Genomic DNA, 20,490 nt, shown 5'->3' on the forward strand with positions numbered 1-20,490 from the left:
CATGGCCGGGCCAACATGGGGCATGTTTGTCCACCGCTGAAGTACGGCGCACTGACACCCTCCCCCCACCGGCCGAGTCCGCCCAGACTTTTGAGAGAAACCCCCAGTACGGCGCCGTGCCGTGTTCTCTCCCCCGCCCCAAGGCGGGGGTCTCCACGCTCAAGAGGGACTGATGATCGAGATCTGGCCGGGTGACCCCTATCCTCTCGGGGCCACTTACGACGGCGCGGGAACCAACTTCGCGCTTTTCACCGAGGCCGCCGAACGCGTCGAGCTGTGCCTGTTCGACGAGGAGAACAAGGAGACCAGAGTCACCTTCACCGAGTGTGAGGGATTCGTCTGGCACGGATATCTGCCGGGCGTCGGCCCTGGGCAGCGGTACGGCTACCGCGTGCACGGGCCGTACGACCCGCAGAGAGGGCAGCGGTGCAATCCCGCGAAGCTCCTGCTCGACCCGTACGCCAAGGCGGTCGAGGGGGAGGTGAACTGGGACGAGGCGGTGTACGGCTACCGCTTCGGCCATCCCGACAGCCGCAACGACGCCGACTCGGCCGAGTTCGTGCCGCGCTCCATCGTGATCAACCCGTTCTTCGGGTGGGGGCACGACCGGCCGCCGAGCACGCCGTACCACAACACGGTGATCTACGAGGCGCACGTCAAGGGCCTGACGATCAACCACCCGAAGATCCCCGAGCGGATCCGGGGCACATACGCCGCGATCGGCCACCCGGAGATCATCGACCACCTGACCGCCCTCGGGGTGACGGCGATCGAGCTCATGCCGGTGCACCAGTTCGTCACCGACCACGTCCTCGCCGAGCGGGGGCTGACGAACTACTGGGGCTACAACAGCATCGGGTTCTTCGCGCCGCACAACGCCTATTCGAGCACCGGGCAGCGCGGCGGGCAGGTGCTGGAGTTCAAGGCCATGGTCAAGGCCCTGCACGAGGCGAACATCGAGGTCATCCTCGACGTGGTCTACAACCACACGGCCGAGGGCAACCACCTGGGCCCGACGCTGAGCATGCGCGGCATCGACAACGCCGACTACTACCGCCTGGTCGACAACGACAAGCGGTACTACATGGACACCACGGGCACCGGCAACAGCCTGTTCATGCGCTCCCCGCACGTGCTTCAGATGATCATGGACTCGCTCCGCTACTGGGTCATCGAGATGCACGTCGACGGCTTCAGGTTCGACCTGGCCTCCACGCTGGCGCGCGAGCTGCACGAGGTCGACCGGCTGAGCGCCTTCTTCGACCTGGTCCAGCAGGACCCGGTGCTGTCGCAGGTCAAGCTGATCGCCGAGCCGTGGGACGTCGGCCCCGGCGGCTACCAGGTGGGCAACTTCCCCGCCAGGTGGACCGAGTGGAACGGCATGTACCGCGACACGATCCGCGACCTGTGGCGGGGCGAGCCCGCCTCGCTGCCCGAGTTCGCCTCCCGGCTGACCGGCTCCAGCGACCTCTACCAGGACGACAGCCGCCGCCCGGCCGCTTCCATCAACTTCGTCACCTGCCACGACGGGTTCACCCTGCAGGACATCGTCTCGTACAACAACAAGCACAACGAGGCCAACGGCGAGGACAACCGGGACGGCGCCGACGACAACCGCTCCTGGAACTGCGGCGAGGAGGGGCCCGCCTCGCTGGCGATCGAGTCCCTGCGCGAGCAGCAGAAACGCAACTTCCTGACCACGCTGTTCCTGTCGCAGGGCGTTCCGATGATCTCCCACGGCGACGAGTTGGGCCGCACCCAGCGGGGCAACAACAACGTGTACTGCCAGGACAACGAGCTGAGCTGGGTCGACTGGTCCGACATCAGGGAGAACTGGCTGCTGCTGGAGTTCACCCGGCGGCTGGCCAAGCTCCGCGCCGACCACCCGGTCTTCCGGCGGCGCAGGTTCTTCTACGGGCGGCCCGTACGCGGTTCCGAGGAGAACCTCAGCGACATCGCCTGGCTCACTCCGAGAGGGGAGAAGATGACCGACGCCGACTGGAACGTGGGATACGCCAGGTCGCTCGCCGTCTTCCTGAACGGCGAGGCCATCACCGAGCCCGACCGCCGGGGACGGCAGATCGTCGACGACTCGTTCCTGCTGCTGTTCAACGCCCACCACGACGTCATCAAGTTCACGCTTCCGAAGGACTACGGCGAGATGTGGCTGACGGAGATCGACACGGCCATGCCGATCACGGTCGACACCCGGGTCTGCCGGGCCGGAGAGAGCGTGCCGGTGGTCGGCCGCTCGGTGAGGGTGCTGCGCCGTGTCTGAGCCCGTGTCCCAGCCCGCCCGCGTTTCGGAGACCGTGTCCGAGTCGACGACTCAGCCCGTCCCCGAGCCCGTTCCCCTGGAGCCCGCGCCCGGAGTCGTCCCCCCGGAGTCCGTCCCCGAGCCGGGGCCGGGGCCCGAGCCGGTCCCCGGGCCCGGCATGCCGCCGGACCCCCTGCCGGACTCCCCGCCCGAGCCCCCGCCCGGTGCCGTCCCCCCGCAGGTCGCCCACGACGAGATCCTGCCGGAGTCCGTCCCCGGGGCCAGGACCGGGGGAGACGTCCCCGGCCCCTCGGCGCTCCCCGAGGAGGCCCCCGCGCCCCCGCCCCCGCCGGGTTCGTACGAGGTGCCGATCTCGACGTACCGGCTCCAGCTGACCCCCGACTTCGGGTTCGACAAGGTGGCCGAGCTGGCCCCGTACCTCCGGGACCTGGGGGTGAGCCACGTCTACCTGTCGCCGATCCTGCAGGCCGTGCCGGAGTCGCGGCACGGCTACGACGTGACCGACCACTCGCGCGTCCGCGAGGAGTTCGGCGGCGTCGAAGGACTGCGGGAGCTGTCGGCGACGCTGGCCCAGCACGGGATCGGCGTCGTCGTCGACATCGTGCCCAACCACATGACGATCCCGGTGCCCGAGTCGGGCAACGCCCAGCTGTGGTCGGTGCTCAGGGACGGGCCGGAGTCGCCGTACGCGTCGTGGTTCGACATCGACTGGACCGGCGGCGAGAACAGGCTGAACATGCCGGTGCTCGGCGACGCGGGCGAGGCGGTGGCCGACGGCGACGTGCTGCGCTACCACGACCACGAGTTCCCGCTGCCCGACACGCACTACCGGCTGGTCGACTGGCGGCGCGGGCCCGGCTACCGCCGCTTCTTCGACGTGTCCTCGCTGATCGGGGTGCGGGTGGAGGACCCGGAGGTGTTCGACGCCACGCACGCCGTCATCCTCTCGCTCGTCAAGGAGGGCGTCGTCCAGGGGCTGCGGGTGGACCACCCCGACGGGCTCGCCGAGCCGCGCGGCTACCTGTCGCGGCTGCGCGAGCGCTCGGGCGTGTGGACCGTGGCGGAGAAGATCCTGGTCGGCTCCGAGCGGCTGCCCGCCGACTGGGAGTGCGACGGCACCACCGGCTACGACACACTCAACCGGATCACCGGGCTGTTCGTCGACCCGGCGGGCAGGGAGCCGCTGGTCGAGCTGTTCGCCCAGCAGACCGGGGTGCGGGACGACTACGCCGCCGTGGTCCGCGAGTCCAAGGCGGAGGTCCTGGACCTGTTCTTCGGCGCGGAGATCGACCGGCTGCACGCCGTCGTCGGCTCCGACCGGCGGACGCTGGTGGAGCTGCTCGCCGCGATGCCGGTCTACCGGGCCTACGCGGTACCGGGCGAGCCGGTGCCCGAGCTGTCGGCGAGGATCGTCGAGGAGGCCGGGCGGGTCGCCGCCGGGCGGCTGCCCGAGGGCGCCCCGGTGGCGGAGGTCGTCGAGCGGGTCCTGACCGGGCCCGCCGAGGCGGTCACCCGCTTCCAGCAGACCTGCGGCCCGGTGATGGCCAAGGGGGTCGAGGACACCGCCCTCTACCGCTGGTACCCCCTGTCCTGCCTGAACGAGGTGGGCGGCGAGCCCGACCGGTTCGGCGGTTCCGTCGAGGAGTTCCACGCGTTCTGCCGGGAGATGTCGCCGGGCACGATGACGACGCTCTCCACCCACGACACCAAGCGCTCCGAGGACGTACGGGCCAGGCTGGCCGTGCTGTCCGAGCTGCCGGGGGAGTGGGCGGCGGCGGTCGGCGAGTGGTCCTCGAAGGTCTCCTTCGACCCGGCCCTCGACTACCTGGCCTGGCAGAACCTGATGGCCTCCTGGCCGATCGGGCCCGACAGGTTCTTCGACTACCTGTTCAAGGCGGCCCGCGAGGCCAAGACCTCGATCTCCTGGGCCACCCCCGACCCGGCCTACGAGCGCGGCATCCGCGACTTCGTCGGCCGGGCCGTCGAGGAGTGCGGGGCCTCGGTCGCGGAGTTCGCCGCGAGGATCGAGCCGTACGCCAGGTCCAACTCGCTGGGCCAGAAGCTCGTCCAGCTCATGCTGCCCGGCGTGCCCGACCTGTACTGGGGCAACGAGATCACCGACTTCTCGCTGGTCGACCCGGACAACCGGCGCCCGGTCGACTTCCCGCTGCGCCGCCGGATGCTCTCGGCGGCCCAGGCCCACGCGAGCCAGGCGCACCCGGACGAGCCGCACCCGAGCCCCGCCACGACGAGCCTTTCGTGGGACGAGGCCAAGCTGGCGGTGACCGCCATGGCCCTGGACCTGCGCCGGAGGCTGGACCCCGAGGCGCCGTACGTCCCGATCGAGGCCGGGGAGCACGCGATCGCCTTCGCCAGGGGGGAGCGGGCCGTGACGGTGGCCACCCGGCTGCCCGTCGGCCTGGAGCGGCGCGGCGGCTGGGGGAGCACCACGCTCACCCTGCCGCGCGGCACCTGGCGGGACCTGCTGTCGGGTGCCGAGTACACCGGCCGGATCCCGCTCGCCCACCTGCTGTCCGTCCACCCTGTCGCGCTCCTGGAAAGGGACTGACCGATGTTCGAGGTATGGGCGCCGCAGGCGACGGCGGTGGACGTGGAGATCGGCGAGGTCCGCTACCCGATGTCGTCCGCCGGGGGCGGCTGGTGGACGGCGGAGGTGCCCGGCGCCGGGCACGGCACCGACTACCGGTTCCGGCTGGACGGCGGCGAGGCGATTCCCGACCCCAGGACCCGCTGGCAGCCCGAGGGGATCTTCGGCCCGAGCCGGGTCTACGACCACGGCCGCTTCGAGTGGGGCGACACCCTGTGGCGGGGCCGTGACCTGCCGGGCGCGGTCATCTACGAGTTACACATCGGCACCTTCACCCCCGAGGGCACCTTCGACGCGGCGATCGGCAAGCTGGAGCACCTGGCGGAGCTCGGCGTCGACTTCGTGGAGGTCATGCCGGTGCCGCCGGTGCCCGGCGGGCGCAACTGGGGCTACGACGGCGTGGACCTGTGGGCCGTCACCGAGACCTACGGCGGCCCCGACGGGCTCAAGCGCTTCGTGGACGCCTGCCACCGGCGCGGGCTCGGCGTGATCCTCGACGTCGTCTACAACCATCTCGGCCCCTCGGGCAACTTCCTGGCCCCCTTCGGCCCGTACTTCCACTCCAGCGCCTCGTCCTTCTGGGGGCAGGCCGTCAACCTGGACGGCCCCGGCTCCGACGAGGTGCGCGCCTACTTCGTCGGCAACGCGCTGCAGTGGCTGCGCGACTACCACGTCGACGGCCTGCGGCTGGACGCCGTGCACGCCCTGCACGACGACCGGGCCGTGCACCTGCTGGAGGAGATCGCCGCCGAGACGGAGGCGCTGTCGGCGGCCGTGGGCAGGCCGCTCACCCTCATCGCCGAGTCCGACCTCAACGACCCCCGGCTGATGACCCCCCGCGAGGCCGGGGGGTTCGGCCTCGCGGCGGCCTGGAACGACGACGTGCACCACGCGCTGCACGTGGCGGTGACCGGTGAGCGGCACGGCTACTACGACGACTTCTACGGCGCCCTGCCCAAGGTGCTGACCCGCGCCTACTACCACGACGGGACCTACTCGTCCTTCCGCGGCCGCTCCCACGGCCGCCCGGCGTCCCACGTGCCCGGCTACCGCTTCGTCTGCTGCGCGCAGAACCACGACCAGATCGGCAACCGGGCCGAGGGTGACCGGATGGCGCCCGAGGCGCTCCGGCTGGCCGCGGGGCTCCTGCTGACCTCGCCGTTCACGCCCATGCTGTTCATGGGGGAGGAGTGGGGGACGCGGGCGCCGTTCCTGTTCTTCACCGACCACGTCGAGCCGCAGCTGCGCGAGGGCGAGGGCGACCGGCGGCGGCGGGAGTTCGTCGGCTTCGGCTACGACGACTGGGCGGACAAGGCCCCCGATCCCGGTGAGGAGATGACGTTCCTGCGCTCCAAGCTCGACTGGAGCGAGCTGGACGACGACGCCCACCGGGCCCACCTCGACTGGTACCGCGCCCTGATCGCGCTGCGCCGCGCCCACCCGGAGCTGACGGACCCGAGGCTGGAGCGGGTGCGCGTCGACCACGGCGAGTCCTGGCTGGTCGTGCACCGGGGAGGGCTCAGGGTGGCGGCCAACCTCGGCCCGATCGCGCTCACGGTCAAACTCGGCACCGGCCGCTCCGCGCCGGGCCACATCCTGCTCGCCTCCGACCCGTCGGCGACCGTGGAGGGTGAGGAGCTGTCCCTGCCGCCCCGCTCCCTCGCGATCGTACGACTGGATCCGGCCGTCTGACCGGTGTGACGCCCCGCCCGGACCGGTCCGGGCGTCACACCGCTCAGGCGGGCACGTGGTTGCGCAGCCGGAGGTCCTCCGGGTACGGCGAGAAGTAGGTCTGCTCCCGTACGTACTTCCCGGCCGCCCCCTGGGCGTGGTGGCGGATCAGGGTCGCCGGGACGCTCAGCGCCACCCGCCCGGCCCGGTAGGAGGCGATGACCTCCGCCAGGTCGGCCCGGCGGGCCGGGTCGAGCGCGTCGCCCACCATCCCCATGCAGTGCTGCAGGACGTTGACGTGCCGGCCGATGCTGGCCTTGGCGGCGAACGCCGTGCCGAAGACGCGGGCGTAGTCGGCGGCCAGCTCCTCGCGGGGCCGCGTGCCCGCCCGGGCCACCAGTTGGCCCGCCTCCCGGAAGGCCACCGGGTTGTGGGCCAGCAGCTGCATCTTGTGCCGGGCGTGGAAGGACACCAGGTCGCGAGGGCGCCAGTCGCTCTCCAGCAGCGCGCGGAGCCGGGCGCGGGCGAAGACCCGTTCCACGAAGTTCTCGCGGAGCAGGGCGTCGTTGAGCCGTCCCTCGTCCTCGACGGGCAGCAGCGGATGGGCGTCGAGGACCGCGGCCGCGAACAGCCCCCTGCCCCTGCGGTCCACGGTCGTGCCGTCCGCGTGGACGGGGATGCCGTGCACCCCGCAGCTGGGGCTCTTGGACTTGAAGATGTAGCCGTCCATCTCGGACAGGGCCGGAACCCGTTCACCGGCGAGGGCGGTCATCCTGTCGGTGAGGTCCACCCGGCTCCTCCTGGAGACCAGCCGCGTGCCGTCCGGTGAGCGCTCCAGGCGGAGGGTCTCGCGCGGGCTGCCCAGGCCGATCTCCATCTCCGGGCAGATGTGCACCCACTCGATGTGTTTGTCCAGTTCGTTGCTGAGGAACCGGTTGCGGCTGTGCCCGCCGTCGAAACGGACCGGCTCCCCCAGCAGGCAGCTGGACACCGCGACCCTCGGCCTGACGACCTGCAGGTCCGCCTCGTCCGTCCCACCGGTCCTGTCGGTTCCGTTCATCTCACCCACCTCGCTCGAACCGCTCGCACCGCGTGCGGCGGCGACTTTCCGCCGGCGCGGTTCGGCGTCCCAGCCGCCCGTCGCGGCCGTGCCGAGGATGCCGGACAGGCGGCGCAGGCCGCGTGCCGTACGAGCCTTGATCGTGCCGAGCGGGACGCTCAGCCTCTCGGAGATCTCCCGCTGGGTCAGGTCGCCGTAGTAGGCCAGCTCGATCGCCTGACGCTGCGGCTCGGGCAGCTTGGCCAGCGCCCGCTGCACCTGGTCGCGCTCCGCCAGGCCGTCGCCGTCGACCCGGCCGTCGTCACCGGCGGGGTCCGCGATCACATCCAGCGGCACCGTACGCAGGGTGCGCATCCGCAGCTGGTCGACCGCGCGCTTGTGGGCGATGCCGAGCATCCAGGCGGGGAGGCTGCGCGCCGGGTCGAAGCGGTGCCGGGAACGCCAGACCTCCGCGAACACGATCTGCTGAAGGTCCTCGACGTCCTGCGGCCGGACGAATCGCCGCAGGTAGGAGCGGATGAGAGGCCCGTGGGTGCGGAGGCACTCGACCAGAGCCGCCTCGTCGCCCTCGGCGAACCTGGTGTTCAGGTGGTCGGTCATGATGCCTCCTCTTTACCGAGAAAAGCTACTCAAAACTTATTCATACTCGCTCAGCGGCCATGATCGCAAGCAGGCGGCACGGCGTGCCCGGAGGTTGGGCGGATCCGGCGAGGAAAAGGAGGGGAGGGGTCAGGCCAGGGCGGCGGCGGTGACGCGGCTGATCGCGTCCTCGAACGACGCGGCGTGGGGGATGGACGCGGGCAGGCCGTCCCACCAGCCCACGCCACCGGCGACGACCAGGCTCGGCGGGCGGAGCGCGGGCAGCGCCGCGAGCGGGGCGGGATCGCCGGTCTCGGGCAGCTGGGACCAGACGAAGACCACCGAGGGGCCCAGCCGCCGCATCGCGTCCGCCAGCGCCGGGTACGGGGTCCTGGCGCCCAGCACCCGGGTCTCCAGGTGGTGGTCGGTGGTCAGCGCGGCGGCCAGCGCGTAGATCGGCAGGCTGTGGAGATCGTTCTCGGCACAGGCGAGCAGGACGGGACGGTTACCGGCGGGCCGGGCGGGGCGCCCGGTGAGCCCGATCAGCGCGGCCAGCAGCCGGTCGGAGAACAGGTGCTCGACCTCGACGCTCGCCCCGCTCTCCGACTGGCGCCTGCAGATCGTCTCGAAGACCGGCATCGCCAGATGCTCCCAGGTCCACCGCACGCCGTGCCTGGCCAGCGCCGCGCTGATCCAGTCGTGGACGGTCCCGCTGTCCAGCGTCATCGCCGCCCGTGCCAGCATCGCCACCGTCGGCACGCCGGGGGGCCGCTTCGCCGTGAGCGACGGGATCGCCTTCGGGGCGGGCCACCCGGGCGCCCGCTCCGTCGGCGGCGGTGGGACGGCCTCGATCCGCAGGACCTCCCGTGCCGCGTCGGAGGCGGGAACCCCGCTCCTGATGAGACGGTTCATCTCCTCCAGGCGCCACAGGTCGCGGGAGTCGTAGCGGCGGTGCCCCCCGGGGCTCCGGCGGCTCGGGCCCACGCCGTAGCGCAGGTTCCAGGTTCGCAGCGTGGGGGCGGGCACCCCGAGGCGCCGAGAGACGGCCCCGATGCCGTAGCCCGGCTCCTCGCCGGCTGTCGCCTGAGGCTGCTCGTCCATCTCATCCCATTTCAAGCCCGCTATGTGCCGTACCAGCCTGACAGGAGACGCGAGCGGTTGCTCCATGAACATTCTTTCGAGTTCCATGCCCTGATGGATGCAACCGACGGAGCGTGACCGGCGGAAGATGAAGCGTGACCGATACTGTGATCGTTTTGTTCAGCCGCGACCTCCGGGTGCACGACCACCCGGCGCTCGCCGCGGCGTGCGAGCGCGCACGTCATGTCATACCGCTCTTCGTCGCGGACCCCGCCGTGCCCGCGGGCAACCGCCGGGGATTTCTCTCCGAATGCCTCGCCGACCTGCGCGGATCGCTCCGCGAACGGGGTGGCGAGCTGGTCGTGCGCCACGGCGACCAGGTCGCGGAGACGATGCGCCTGGCGGGCGAGTCGGAGGCCCAGGCCGTCTACACCAGCCTGGACGTCAGCACCTTCGCGAACCGCAGGCAGCGGCGGCTCGCCGAGGAGTGCGAGCGCGCCAGGATGGCGTTCCATCCGTTTCCCGGCCTGACGATCGTGCCCCCCGACGCCCTCAGACCGTCGAGCGGAGGCGACCACTACCGGGTCTTCACGCCCTACTGGCGGGCCTGGGCCCGGCAGCCCCGCAGGGAGGTGCTCAAGGCCCCCGGCGCGGTGCACGTCCCCGACGACCTGACTCCGGGGGAGCTGCCCGAGCCGGGGCGCGAGCCGTACGAGCTGTTCAGGGGCGGTGAGACGGTCGGGCGCCGCAGGATGGGGCAGTGGCTGAGACACTGCGTGGACGACTACGCCGACGGCCACGACGACATGGCGGGCAACCGCACCTCCAGGCTCAGCCCCTACCTGCGCTTCGGCTGCGTCTCGCCACTGGAGCTGGAGTCGCTCGCGAGGGAGATCGGGAACGCCGGGAGCGGCGGGGACGGCAGGGACGGCGGGGACGCCGAGGACTTCGTCAGGCAGCTGTGCTGGCGCGACTTCTTCTACCAGGTGACGCGGGCCTTCCCGCGCATCAACCGCGACGACTACCGGCCGCGCGGGCACGAGTGGCGCGACGACGACCACGCGGCGCAGGCGTGGAAGGAGGGCATGACCGGGGTCCCGATCGTGGACGCCGGGATGCGGCAGATGCTCTCCGAGGGCTGGATGCACAACCGGGCCCGCATGATCGTGGGCTCGTTCCTGGTCCGGCGGCTGCGCGTCGACTGGCGCGTCGGCGCCGAGCACTTCTTCGAGCGGCTGCTCGACGGCGATGTCGCCAACAACTACGGCAACTGGCAGTGGGTCGCCGGGACCGGCAACGACACCCGTCCCAACCGGCCCGTCAACCACATCCGGCAGGCCAGGCGGTACGACCCGGACGGCGAGTACGTCCGCCGCTACGTCCCCGAGCTCGACGCCGTGTCCACCCGGGCGGTCCACGAGCCCTGGAAACTCCCCTCGGGCGTCCCGGGCTATCCGGCGCCCCTCGTCCCCATGACCTGAGCCCGGCGGGCGGGTGCTGCGAGCGGTCCGTGAACCTCGGAGGCTCCTCCCGGGCCATCCAGCGCCTCTCGCCGGGCGGAGAGCCGTAAGCAGTGAGCAGGGCGGGTGCTGTGGGCGGTCTGTGAACCTTGGATACTCCTCCTGGGCCATCCGCTGCCTCTCGCCGGGCGGAGGGCCGTAAGCGGTGATACGGGTGGTGCGGAACGAATCTTCCCTCTCGCGCGTCGCACAGGTGTGACCCCCTATGACTCTCCTTCCGACGCCGCCGACGCTCTGCTCACCGCCCGCGAACGAGTACGGCGGCTCGAACAACTGACCAGCCGGCGCGGTGCGGTGATCGTGCAGCTCGACGAGGTCGGGGCGCTCCTGGGCGACCTTGAGGAGCAGCTCGCCAAGGAGGAGGAGGACGTCTCCCGGCTGGAGGGCGGCGGTTTCGCGGCCCTCCTGGCCGGGCTCAGCGGGTCCAGGGACGAACGGCTCGCCAGGGAGCGCGCCGAGGTGCTGGCCGTACGGCGGCGCTTGGACGGCCAGCACAACCGCCTCGAATGGCTGAACGCCGACAGGGCCGCCGTGGACGAGGGACTCGCCGGGCTCGGGTCGGCGCGTGAGGAGTACGACGCGCTGCTGGAGCGTGAGGAGCGCAGGCTAGTCGCGTCCGGTGACCTCAGGGGCCGCGAGCTGGTCGAGATCGGCCACGGCCTCGCCGACACCCGTGCCGCCCTGGCGGAGCACCAGGAGGCCCACCGGGCCGGGATCGACGCCTTCCACGGGGTCGGCGAGGTCCTGCGCTGCCTCGGCAGCGCCCGGGGCGCCTCCACCTGGGACATGCTGGCCGGGGGTGGCGGCTTCGCGGACATGATGGAGCACGGCCACCTGCGCAACGCGGACGAGGCCGCCTGGCACGCCCAGCAGTTGCTGGACACCTTCGCCAGGGAACTCGTCGACATCGGCGTGCACGTCACCCCGAAGCTTCCCCAGGTGGACACCCGCTGGTTCGCCGACATGTTCTTCGACAACATCGTCACCGACGCGATCAAGCACCACCGGATCGCGAGCACCGGCGCGGCCGTGGCGGACGTCGCCGAATGGGTGCGGCGCACGGTCGAGAGCCTGGAAGCACACGAAGCAGAACTGACCCGGCGACGCGACACCCTGGAAGCCCGCCGGGAGGAAATCATCGTCACCGGCTGAGGATGTCCCCCAGCGGGCGTTCCCACGCTTTGGCGCGGCCGGCTCGGGCAGATCAGGGATGATCTCGGTGAGCTGCTCAGCTGTGTCACGGTCGCCTTGAAATTGCCCTTGCCGTCGTCCCGCAGCTTGTCGTACACGCCAGCGGGAGCAGTTCGTGTGGTCTGTGTCGTCTTCGCTCGTCGTCAGGGAATTCTCAGGGAGATGGGAGACGAAGGAGGGGCACCCCGAAGGCGCGGATGACTTGCCGCAGTTGGGCCACGGGGCAGCCTACGGCGGCGCTTCGGGGTGCCGCAGGTTTCCGGGACCGTGTCTTACAGGGGCGATCAGCACGGCTTCGGGACTTCCATCAGCGATAGGGAATTCGCTGATCATGCTGAGAAGCCCTGGCAGCGGGCGAAGGAACTGGGATATCGACCGAACTACACGGTTGGTCATCGTCGTTTATGTGGCCTCCTTGCCTCCGCTTCCATGTAACTGTGCGGGCGGGCCACCAGGCCGGACGCGCATGAGGTCCCTCCGCCGGACTTTTCGACTCGCGGCGGACTTTCGCTGAAAAAGTCCTGCGCTACCGTGGGGAACGGTGACTATCCCGAGGCGGACATGACCGAGCAGTGTACGGCGTTCGATCGCGAGTGCAGACTGCGTGGCTGGGGACAAACGGCTGCGTTCCTTGCGGAATACGCGAAGTCAGCGCAGTTGGTAGGGGAGGAGGTTACTTTGACCGAACGACAGTTGCGGCGCTGGCGCAAACCGGACCCTCCTCTTCCTCGTCCCCGGGCATGGCGAGTGCTGCACGCGATGTTCGGTATGAATCCAGTCGAACTGGGATTTCCGTCGCCGCCTCCGAATAGAACGGAATATGTTGAAAGGGCGCCCGAAAACACGTTCGGCTTAGATCGTAGGATGTTCCTGGCCGATACCCTCGGAACCGCTGCGAGTATCGGCCTGTCTGGTTCCGGTTCTGTCGGTCCCGCCCATATCGCTGAGCTTCGCGATGTCCTGCGTTCGCTATATACCCTCGACGATGCCTATGGCGGGGGTGATGTGCGGTCTCTTGCCATGCGGCATCTGCAGCGGATTCGTCGTGTGATCAACATCGGAAGCTATCCTGCCGGTATCGGTCGGCAGCTCCAGCTTCTGGCAGGAGAGACAGCGGAGCATTGTGGTTGGCTGCATTATGACGCCGACCGGCAAGATGAGGCCCGCCGTTTCTGGGGCGAGGCGTTAACCACCGCCACCATGCTGCGTGATCCGAATCTTGAGGTCATGGTGCTCGCCAGCCTCAGCATGCAAGCCATTCACGAAGACCGGCCTCGGGACGGTTATGACCTGGCTCGCGCGGCCCGGCTGCGTGCCGAGGCCATGCAGTCACCGATTTTGGTGTCGATGATTGTCGCACGTGAAGCTCGTGCTCTGGCGAAAATGCGAGACAACAGCGGTGCGCGACGAGAACTCGCTTGTGCGATGCGTATGATCGAACGTTCCGACCGGGAGCGTCCGGCTCCGTCATGGGCGGCATTCCATGGACAGGCCGAGCTTGGTTACACGCAGGGATTGGTCTACGCAGAAACCGGGCGCCATAGCGCGGCTGTTCCGTTTCTGCGCGCTGCCCTGGCCCACCAAGAGCGCACCTACACCCGTAATGCCGCTCTTTATCGGCTCACCCTGGCCCGCAGCCTGGCACTGGCTGGAGAGGCCGACGAGGCCGCTTCCGAGGCGGTTGCCTCTCTGCCTCACCTGGAAGAAGTCGAATCCGGGCGTGTGGTCCGGCGACTGAGGGAGGTCCGTGACCTTCTCGCGAAGACCGACAGTCGAACAACAGCCGGCCCGGTAGAGGTCCTATCGAATCACCTGACGGAAAGGGCAATATGACTGATCAGGCAACCATCCAGCGATGGGACGGCAGCGGGGCGGTGGCACAGCTGGGCGCGATCCTCTCAGCGTACGAAGAGGTGTACGCCGAGCCTCCGTACCTGGAGGGTCCACAGGATGTCGCAGAGTTCATTGAGCGCTTCCGGCGCCAGGTCGAACGCCCCGGTTTCCGGCTTGCGATCGCATATGAGGATATGGAGGTCGTCGGTTTCACCTTCGGATACCTGTTGCCGCCGGACACTCAGTGGTGGCGAGGGCTTCTTCAACCGGCGCCGGAGGAGTTCACGCGGGAAACCGGGGGCCGGACTTTTGTCGTCATCGAACTGGCTGTCCGAAATCCCTGGCGGCGGCGCGGCATTGCCGGAAGGCTTCACGCTGCTTTGATAGAGGGGCTGGAGGTCGAGCGGGTCGCGTTGACGATGCGACCCGAGCCGGAAGCGAGACCGGCTCAATTGGCGTACGAGTCGTGGGGGTATCAGAAGGTCGGGGAGTCGCGCCCCTGGGACGAGGCGCCACTGTATGACTCAATGGTCCTCAGCATGAGAGGTCGCTGACCCACAGATATGTAGACGTTTCGCCGGCCGGAAACGCAGGATCGGGTAGAGGTCATTGTGTCGGCACCCGATCGCGATATCTGCGTGCCGATTCCACAGGTAGGGCCACCCCTCGCCACTTAGGCTTTCCATGGAACACGAAAGCCTCATGACGTAGCCCTTTTAATAAATGTTCGGTGAGCGGGCTGACGTCAGGCGTGCCCGCATCTAGGGGCTGTATTTCCGGCGACTTCCCTTTCCGGCTGCCTGTGATTTGAGAAGGTAGCCGAAAGCGGTGCCACACCGAACAGGTGCCGAAAAAGAAAACTCTTGACAACTCCGAGCGGACGGCATGCAGTTCTTAAGTCAACTGGCCGTCATATTCCATGGCGCTGAGAAACTTACTCCCGGAAGGACCCGCTATGACTGCAACTACGCTTTCCCTATTCGCCCTCGACCTGCGCGTCATTGTCGACATCGGTCCCGGCAACGCGGCCGTGCCCTGCAACACCGACGACGGGTGCGACCCCAGCTGCGCCTCCTCCTGCACCAGCGACTAGCCGCTCGACTCCGCGGGGCCGGGACGTTCCCCGGCTCCGCGGCCCTTCCCGCCCAACCCTGATCCCGACCGGCCGGAGGAATGATGCCCTCCTTCAGCAAGCCGCTCTACCGGCACGACGGAGTAGCACTGCTCCGAGCAGCAGCTCTGACGTTGAGCCACACCCCTACCGTCTGGCCCGACCCAGGCGACACCGAAGCGTGTCGCGCATGGCTGCATCAGGTGTGGTCCAAGCCCGAACTCACCGACGCGATCCGGCAGGCCAGCCGTTCCCTCACGGACCGCGTCGACACCCTCCGCGCGGGCCGCCCGGTGCGGGCCAAGCAGGTACGCCGCGCCGCGTATGCCACGGCACGTTACCTGCTTCGCGCTTCCGGCCGCCCCACTCCCTTCGGTCTCTTCGCCGGGGTGGCTCACGTGTCCCTGGGACCAACCGCCGCGGTGCGCTGGGGGGAGAACCATCGGAGCACCGCCCGCGTCGATGCCCAGTGGCTGGGCGGCATCCTCGAGCGCCTGGAAGCATGCCCGGAACTGCTGGAGCGCCTAGATGTCGTGTTCAACAATCTCGCCGCCCGCCGCGGTGAGGAGCGGCTCGAAGTGCCCTGCGGCCCGAACCGGGCGACGATCCGCTACGGCATCGAGATCGAAACGATCCGGACCGCATCGGCATCGCCCGTCCGATTCGCCGACCTGGCCACCACACTGACCGAGATCTTCCCCAACGCCGACCAAGAACTGGTCCGGACCGTGCTCACCACGCTCGTGCGACAAGGTTTCCTCCTGACGTGCCTGCGCGCCCCGCTCACGGTCACCGACCCGCTGACCTGGGTGATCGACCGGCTCCACGAAGCGACGGCGGCGGCCACGCCCATCGCGCCGCTGCTGGGCGACCTCGAATTCATCCAGGCACAGGTGCGCGACCACAACCACGAGATCATCGGCATCAAGCAGCGCCAGACATACGAGACGCTCACCCGCCGCATGCGTGAACTGTCCCCTGCGGGCCGCACTCCGCTGGCGGTGGACCTGCGCCTGGACTGCGCGGTGCAGCTTCCCCGCCAGGTGGTCCACGAGATGGAGCGGGCCGCCGGCGCGCTGCTGCGCCTGACCCGGCAACCGGAAGGGGAGGCGACATGGCGTACCTTCCACGCGGCGTTCCTGGACCGCTACGGCACCGGTGCCCTGGTGCCGCTCGCCGAGGTCGTCAGTCCCGACGCAGGGCTGGGGTATCCGGCCGGGTACCCCGGCAGCGTCCTGCCCGAGCCGATGGTCGGCCCGTCGGAACGCGACGAACGACTCCTGGCGCTGGCGTGGCGCGCGACGGTGACCCCCAGTTCGGAGATCATCCTCACCGAGCAGGACATCCACGACCTGAGCGGTGACCGAATCGACGAGCGCTCCATCCCGCCCCACGTGGAGCTGGCCGCTCGCGTCCACGCCGACAGCCTCCAGGCGCTGGAGCGCGGTGATTTCACCCTCACCGTCTCCCCGGCCCGCAGCGCGGGCACCCTCACCTCGCGCTTCACCCTGGCCGCCACCGGCTCCGGCCTGGAGGGGGTTTACCGGGCCGTGCCCACCGCGACCATGGGCGCCCTGTCGGCGCAGTTGTCCTTCCCTCCGCTTTACCCGCACGCCGAGAACATCTGCCGCGTCCCGCCGTATCTGCCTGACGTTCTCTCCCTCGGGGAGCATCGCGGCCCTGACGAGACCCCGATCGCGGTGGAGGACATGGCTGTCATCGCGACCCGCGACCGCTTGCACCTGGTCAGCCTGTCACGGGAGCGGGTGATCGAGCCGCAGGTGTTCTCCGCGCTGGCGCTGAACAAGCAGCCCGCTCCGCTGGCGCGTTTCCTCGCCCACCTGCCACGGGCCTTCGGCCCCACGTGGACCGAGTTCGACTGGGGGCCGTACGCTCACCGGCTGCCCTACCTGCCGCAGGTGCGCTACGGACGCACCGTCCTGCACCCGGCCCGCTGGCGGCTCAGCGCCGATGATCTACCCCTCGGGAAGAACGGCCACGACGAGGAGCTAGGGCGCGCCCTGTGGGAGTGGCGGGTGCGCTGGCACTGCCCGGCCACGGTGGAGCTGCGCGAGGACGACCGCAGCCTGCGGCTGAACCTGGACGAGCCGTTCCACACTCACCTCCTGCGCGCTCACCTCAAACGCTGCGGGGACGCCGTACTCGTCGAGGCCGCCACCGCGTCGAGGTTCGGCTGGTTCGGTGGGCGCGTCCACGAGATCGCTGTGCCGCTCGTGGCGACGCACCGGGGCGCCCCCTCTCCTTTGCGTGGTCCGCTGGTCCAGGTGCGTAACCACGATGGGCAGGCGCCGGGCTCGACCGGCGCTGCCTGGCTGTATGTGAAGATCCACACGCATCCTGAGCGGCACGACGAGCTCATCGCCGTCCACTTGGCGGAGCTGCTGGCCGACCTCGGCGACGAGCCGCCTTACTGGTTCGTGCGCTACCAGAGCCCGCGGGAGACTTCCCACCTGCGGTTGCGGCTCCGCGCCCCGGACGGTGAACGCCGGTCGGCCTATACGGCGGCGGTCGGGGACTGGGCGCAGCGGCTGCGCGACGCCCGGGTGGCCGGTCGGCTGGTCTTCGACACCTACTTCCCCGAGGTTGGCCGCTACGGGTACGGCACGGCAATGGACGCGGCCGAGACGGTGTTCGCCGCCGACTCCCACCTGGTGGCGGCCCAGCTGCGGAGCCTGACCGTCACACCCGCCGCCCTGGCGGCGATGAACATGACCAACATCGTTCACGGCTTCCTCGGTGATCCCTGCAGCACGACCCAGTGGTTCGCTGTCCGTCCCGCCCACGCCGAGACCTCCGCCGAGCGGGCGGTGGTCGACGAGGCAGTCAACCTGGTCGTACGCAGCACGCTGCCCGACTGGCCGCAGGAGGTCATCACGGCGTGGCAGGCCCGCGCGGCTGCTCTGGACGTCTACCGAAGTCGGCTGCCGGCCGGGGCGGACACCGACGCCGTCCTTGAATCTCTGCTGCACATGCATCACAACCGGGCCCTTGGCGTCGATCGCGAAGGAGAAAGAACCTGCCGCCGTCTGGCCAGGCAAGCCGCTCTCACCTGGCGAGTGCGCGAAGGACACGGACGATGAGACAGCCCGGACGGGGCGATGATCTGGGTGCGGGCCCGGCGGGTATCGCCCTGCTGCACATCGAGCGTGCCCGCACCGGTCGCGGTGAGTGGAGCACGGTCCTGGAGTGGGCGGTGGCCATGACCCGTGAGCCCGTGGTCGCCGATCCTGACGCCTGCGGCCTGTACCGGGGTGTTCCCGCTGTCGCCTTCGCCTTACACGCGGCCGATCAGCCCGTCTACGCGGATGTGCTGTCCGTCCTTGACGGCCACGTCGCCACGATCACCCGGCGCCGCCTGACCCGGGCCCATGAGCGCATCGACAGCGGACGTCTCCCGGCGCTGCGGGAGTTCGACCTCGTCAGCGGTCTGACCGGTCTCGGTGTCTATCTGCTGCACCGCCACGGCGGGAGCGACCGGCTGCGCGGCGTCCTGTCTTATCTGGTACGGCTGACCGAGCCGCTGACGGTCGACGGGGAGGTGTTCCCGGGCTGGTGGTGCGGCACCGCCGCCGGGGGAGGGCACTCCCAGCATCGGCCGGGCGGTCACGGCAACCTCGGCATGGCTCACGGTGTCGCCGGGCCGCTGGCGCTGCTGGCCACCGCGATGCGACGCGGCATCACCGTGACCGGGCAGGCCGAGGCGATTGGTCGGATCTGCGGCTGGTTGGAGCAGTGGCGCTGCGGCACCGGAACAGGCACGTGGTGGCCAGGAATGATCTCCCAGTCCGAACGGCGAGCCGGTCGCGTTCGGCAGGCAGGTCCACACCGGCCGTCCTGGTGCTACGGCACACCGGGCCTGGCCCGCGCCCAGCAACTCGCCGCCCTGGCGCTGGACGACCCGCGGTTGCGGCGCCGCGCGGAGGAGGCTTTGGCCGGGTGCGTGGCCGACGACGAGCAGCTGTCCTTGCTGGGTGACGCCGCGGTGTGCCATGGCTGGGCCGGTCTGGTGCAGAGCACGTGGCGCGCGGCGGCCGACGCCGGGGGCGGGAAGCTGGCCGACCTCCTGCCGCGCCTGCGGGCGGGCATGGAACGCCACCTGCGTCGTCACGGGCCACCGGCCCGCGGTGGCCTGCTGGAGGGTGAGGCGGGCGTGCTGCTGACCCAGCACACCACCGCCGCGAACACTCCTCCGTCCTCGGGGTGGGACGCCTGCCTACTGCTGAACGGCTGATGACCCCGACCGCCCACAATCCGCCAGACCAACGAGCTAAGATCCGCCTGCCTCTCTCACCGGCGGTTCTCCGACGAAGGGAAAACGATCGATGAACGCCACCACCGGCACCTCGCCCGAGGCGCTGCGTGACCGTATGGTCGACCAGATCGTGCAGCGTGGCCGTGCCCGCTCCGGTCACGTCGCGGAGGCCATGCGGACGGTTCCGCGCCACGCGTTCGTCCCCGGTGTTCCCCTTGAGGAGGCATACGGCGACCAGGCCGTGATCACCAAGAGCGCCGATGACGGCGCGGCTCTCAGCTGCGCGTCCGTGCCCAGGGTGGTGGCCATGATGCTTGACCAGCTCGGCGTCACCCCGGGTGATCGCGTTCTGGAGTTCGGCGCCGGGACCGGCTACAACGCCGCGCTCCTGGCGTACCTGGCGGGCCCTGACGGGCAGGTCACCACGGTCGACATCGACCCGGAGGTGACCGCGCGGGCCCGGCGGGCACTGGACGCGACCGGCTACGGCCACGTACAGGTGATCACGCGGGACGGTGTGCTCGGCGCGGCCGAGCGCGCCCCCTACGGCCGTCTGATCGCCACGGTGGGCGTGTGGGACATCCCGCCCACCTGGTGGGAGCAGATGACTCCCGGCGGGCGCCTGGTGTTGCCGCTGCGCTGGCGAGGCCAGACCCGCAGCGTCGCCCTGGTCCGCGAGGGCGACCGGCTGATTTCTGAATCGGTGGAGCTGTGTGGCTTTGTCCCCATGGTCGGTCAGGACGGGGAGCGCACCGGGCACATCACCCCCGATGGGCAGGTCACCCTGTACTGGGACGCTGACCAGCCGATCGACGTGGACGTGCTCAACGGGGTTCTGGAGCGGCCCAGGTCGGCCACCTGGTCCGGGGTGACGGTCGGCGGCGGGGAGTCCTTCGACGGGATCTGGCTGCGCCTGACCGGTATCGAGCCGGGAACGTGCCGTCTCGCCGCCGGCGAAACCGCCATCGACAGCGACCTGTGCTTCCCCGCGGTCGCGTCGCGCAGCCCCGCCCTGGTCGAGGGAGACTCGCTGGCCTACCTCAGCCGACGCCGGGACGAGACCGGTGGTCCGGGCCGGTGGGAACTGGGCGCTGTCGGCCACGGACCGGCCGGCGCCGAACTCGCGGACCGGCTGTGTGGGCAGATTCCCGTGTGGAACAGTGACCGCGACGCCGAGCCGGTCATCACGGTCTACCCGGCGGGCACACCCGACGACCAGCTCCCCGGCGGGATCGCCATCGACAAGCGGCATGTCCGGCTGGTGGTGTCCTACTGATCATCATGTG

At 70.0% G+C, this 20,490-nt stretch carries 13 protein-coding genes and 1 pseudogene; 11 read left to right on the forward strand and 3 right to left on the reverse strand.

The window, feature by feature from the left end:
- The first annotated feature begins 172 nt into the window (after positions 1–172).
- From glgX to treZ, 3 genes are read left to right on the forward strand one after another with little or no spacing between them, the layout of a single operon-like run.
- The gene (gene glgX / locus ACW9TB_RS22945) at positions 173–2,278 is read left to right on the forward strand and encodes a glycogen debranching protein GlgX (protein ID WP_472750098.1); all 2,106 of its coding nucleotides are present in this window, start codon (positions 173–175) and stop codon (positions 2,276–2,278) included.
- Positions 2,271–4,847, forward strand: coding sequence for a malto-oligosyltrehalose synthase (treY, locus tag ACW9TB_RS22950; RefSeq protein ID WP_472750099.1), 2,577 nt, complete (start codon positions 2,271–2,273; stop codon positions 4,845–4,847). Before glgX ends, treY begins: the two co-directional genes overlap by 8 nt.
- A gap of 3 nt (positions 4,848–4,850) precedes the next feature.
- Positions 4,851–6,578 carry a malto-oligosyltrehalose trehalohydrolase gene (gene treZ, locus ACW9TB_RS22955; RefSeq protein WP_472750100.1) on the forward strand — a complete coding sequence of 576 codons (1,728 nt, stop codon included), beginning with the start codon at positions 4,851–4,853 and terminating at the stop codon, positions 6,576–6,578.
- A gap of 43 nt (positions 6,579–6,621) precedes the next feature.
- Here treZ and ACW9TB_RS22960 read toward each other — a convergent pair whose 3' ends face one another.
- The 3 genes and pseudogenes from ACW9TB_RS22960 to ACW9TB_RS22970 all read right to left on the reverse strand — a co-directional run bounded on the left by ACW9TB_RS22960 (position 6,622) and on the right by ACW9TB_RS22970 (position 9,297).
- Entirely contained in the window at positions 6,622–7,617 is a 996-nt protein-coding gene (locus ACW9TB_RS22960; RefSeq protein WP_472750145.1) for a YbgA family protein, read from the reverse strand.
- Positions 7,618–7,731: 114 nt separating this feature from the next.
- Positions 7,732–8,217: pseudogene (locus ACW9TB_RS22965) on the reverse strand (RNA polymerase sigma factor); the annotation flags it as partial.
- A 129-nt stretch (positions 8,218–8,346) separates the two neighbouring features.
- On the reverse strand, positions 8,347–9,297 hold the full coding sequence (locus ACW9TB_RS22970; protein WP_472750101.1) for a MerR family transcriptional regulator: 951 nt from the start codon (positions 9,295–9,297) through the stop codon (positions 8,347–8,349).
- A 134-nt stretch (positions 9,298–9,431) separates the two neighbouring features.
- On the opposite strand from ACW9TB_RS22970, the gene ACW9TB_RS22975 reads away from it, so the two are divergent.
- The 8 genes from ACW9TB_RS22975 to fxlM all read left to right on the forward strand — a co-directional run bounded on the left by ACW9TB_RS22975 (position 9,432) and on the right by fxlM (position 20,480).
- Positions 9,432–10,757 carry a cryptochrome/photolyase family protein gene (locus ACW9TB_RS22975; protein ID WP_472750102.1) on the forward strand — a complete coding sequence of 442 codons (1,326 nt, stop codon included), beginning with the start codon at positions 9,432–9,434 and terminating at the stop codon, positions 10,755–10,757.
- 234 nt (positions 10,758–10,991) lie between these two features.
- On the forward strand, positions 10,992–11,948 hold the full coding sequence (locus ACW9TB_RS22980; protein ID WP_472750103.1) for a hypothetical protein: 957 nt from the start codon (positions 10,992–10,994) through the stop codon (positions 11,946–11,948).
- A gap of 717 nt (positions 11,949–12,665) precedes the next feature.
- Positions 12,666–13,820 (forward strand): hypothetical protein, encoded by a 1,155-nt coding sequence (locus ACW9TB_RS22985; protein ID WP_472750104.1) that lies wholly within the window; start codon positions 12,666–12,668, stop codon positions 13,818–13,820.
- The gene (locus ACW9TB_RS22990; RefSeq protein ID WP_472750105.1) at positions 13,817–14,374 is read left to right on the forward strand and encodes a GNAT family N-acetyltransferase; all 558 of its coding nucleotides are present in this window, start codon (positions 13,817–13,819) and stop codon (positions 14,372–14,374) included. Before ACW9TB_RS22985 ends, ACW9TB_RS22990 begins: the two co-directional genes overlap by 4 nt.
- A gap of 401 nt (positions 14,375–14,775) precedes the next feature.
- Positions 14,776–14,913, forward strand: a complete 138-nt coding sequence (fxlA, locus tag ACW9TB_RS22995) for an FxLD family lanthipeptide (RefSeq protein WP_472750106.1) — start codon at positions 14,776–14,778, stop codon at positions 14,911–14,913.
- A 221-nt stretch (positions 14,914–15,134) separates the two neighbouring features.
- Positions 15,135–18,032: a lantibiotic dehydratase gene (locus ACW9TB_RS23000; RefSeq protein WP_472750107.1), complete on the forward strand. Its 2,898-nt coding sequence runs from the start codon at positions 15,135–15,137 to the stop codon at positions 18,030–18,032.
- Complete coding sequence (locus ACW9TB_RS23005) at positions 18,029–19,183, forward strand: lanthionine synthetase C family protein (RefSeq protein WP_472750108.1); 1,155 nt, start codon at positions 18,029–18,031, stop codon at positions 19,181–19,183. The genes ACW9TB_RS23000 and ACW9TB_RS23005 overlap by 4 nt, the downstream gene beginning before the upstream one ends.
- Before the next feature lie 91 nt (positions 19,184–19,274).
- On the forward strand, positions 19,275–20,480 hold the full coding sequence (gene fxlM, locus ACW9TB_RS23010) for a methyltransferase, FxLD system (RefSeq protein WP_472750109.1): 1,206 nt from the start codon (positions 19,275–19,277) through the stop codon (positions 20,478–20,480).
- The last annotated feature ends 10 nt before the right edge of the window (positions 20,481–20,490 follow it).

It is taken from the genome of Streptosporangium sp. H13245, assembly GCF_055690525.1.

What these genes read in the sequence shown, in the direction of transcription:
- glgX (WP_472750098.1), top strand. Translation starts at nt 173, where the DNA reads ATGATCGAGATCTGGCCGGGTGACCCCTATCCTCTCGGGGCCACTTAC.
- treZ (WP_472750100.1), top strand. Translation starts at nt 4,851, where the DNA reads ATGTTCGAGGTATGGGCGCCGCAGGCGACGGCGGTGGACGTGGAGATC.
- ACW9TB_RS22960 (WP_472750145.1), bottom strand. Translation starts at nt 7,617, where the DNA reads ATGAACGGAACCGACAGGACCGGTGGGACGGACGAGGCGGACCTGCAG.
- ACW9TB_RS22970 (WP_472750101.1), bottom strand. Translation starts at nt 9,297, where the DNA reads ATGGACGAGCAGCCTCAGGCGACAGCCGGCGAGGAGCCGGGCTACGGC.
- ACW9TB_RS22990 (WP_472750105.1), top strand. Translation starts at nt 13,817, where the DNA reads ATGACTGATCAGGCAACCATCCAGCGATGGGACGGCAGCGGGGCGGTG.
- fxlA (WP_472750106.1), top strand. Translation starts at nt 14,776, where the DNA reads ATGACTGCAACTACGCTTTCCCTATTCGCCCTCGACCTGCGCGTCATT.
- ACW9TB_RS23005 (WP_472750108.1), top strand. Translation starts at nt 18,029, where the DNA reads ATGAGACAGCCCGGACGGGGCGATGATCTGGGTGCGGGCCCGGCGGGT.
- fxlM (WP_472750109.1), top strand. Translation starts at nt 19,275, where the DNA reads ATGAACGCCACCACCGGCACCTCGCCCGAGGCGCTGCGTGACCGTATG.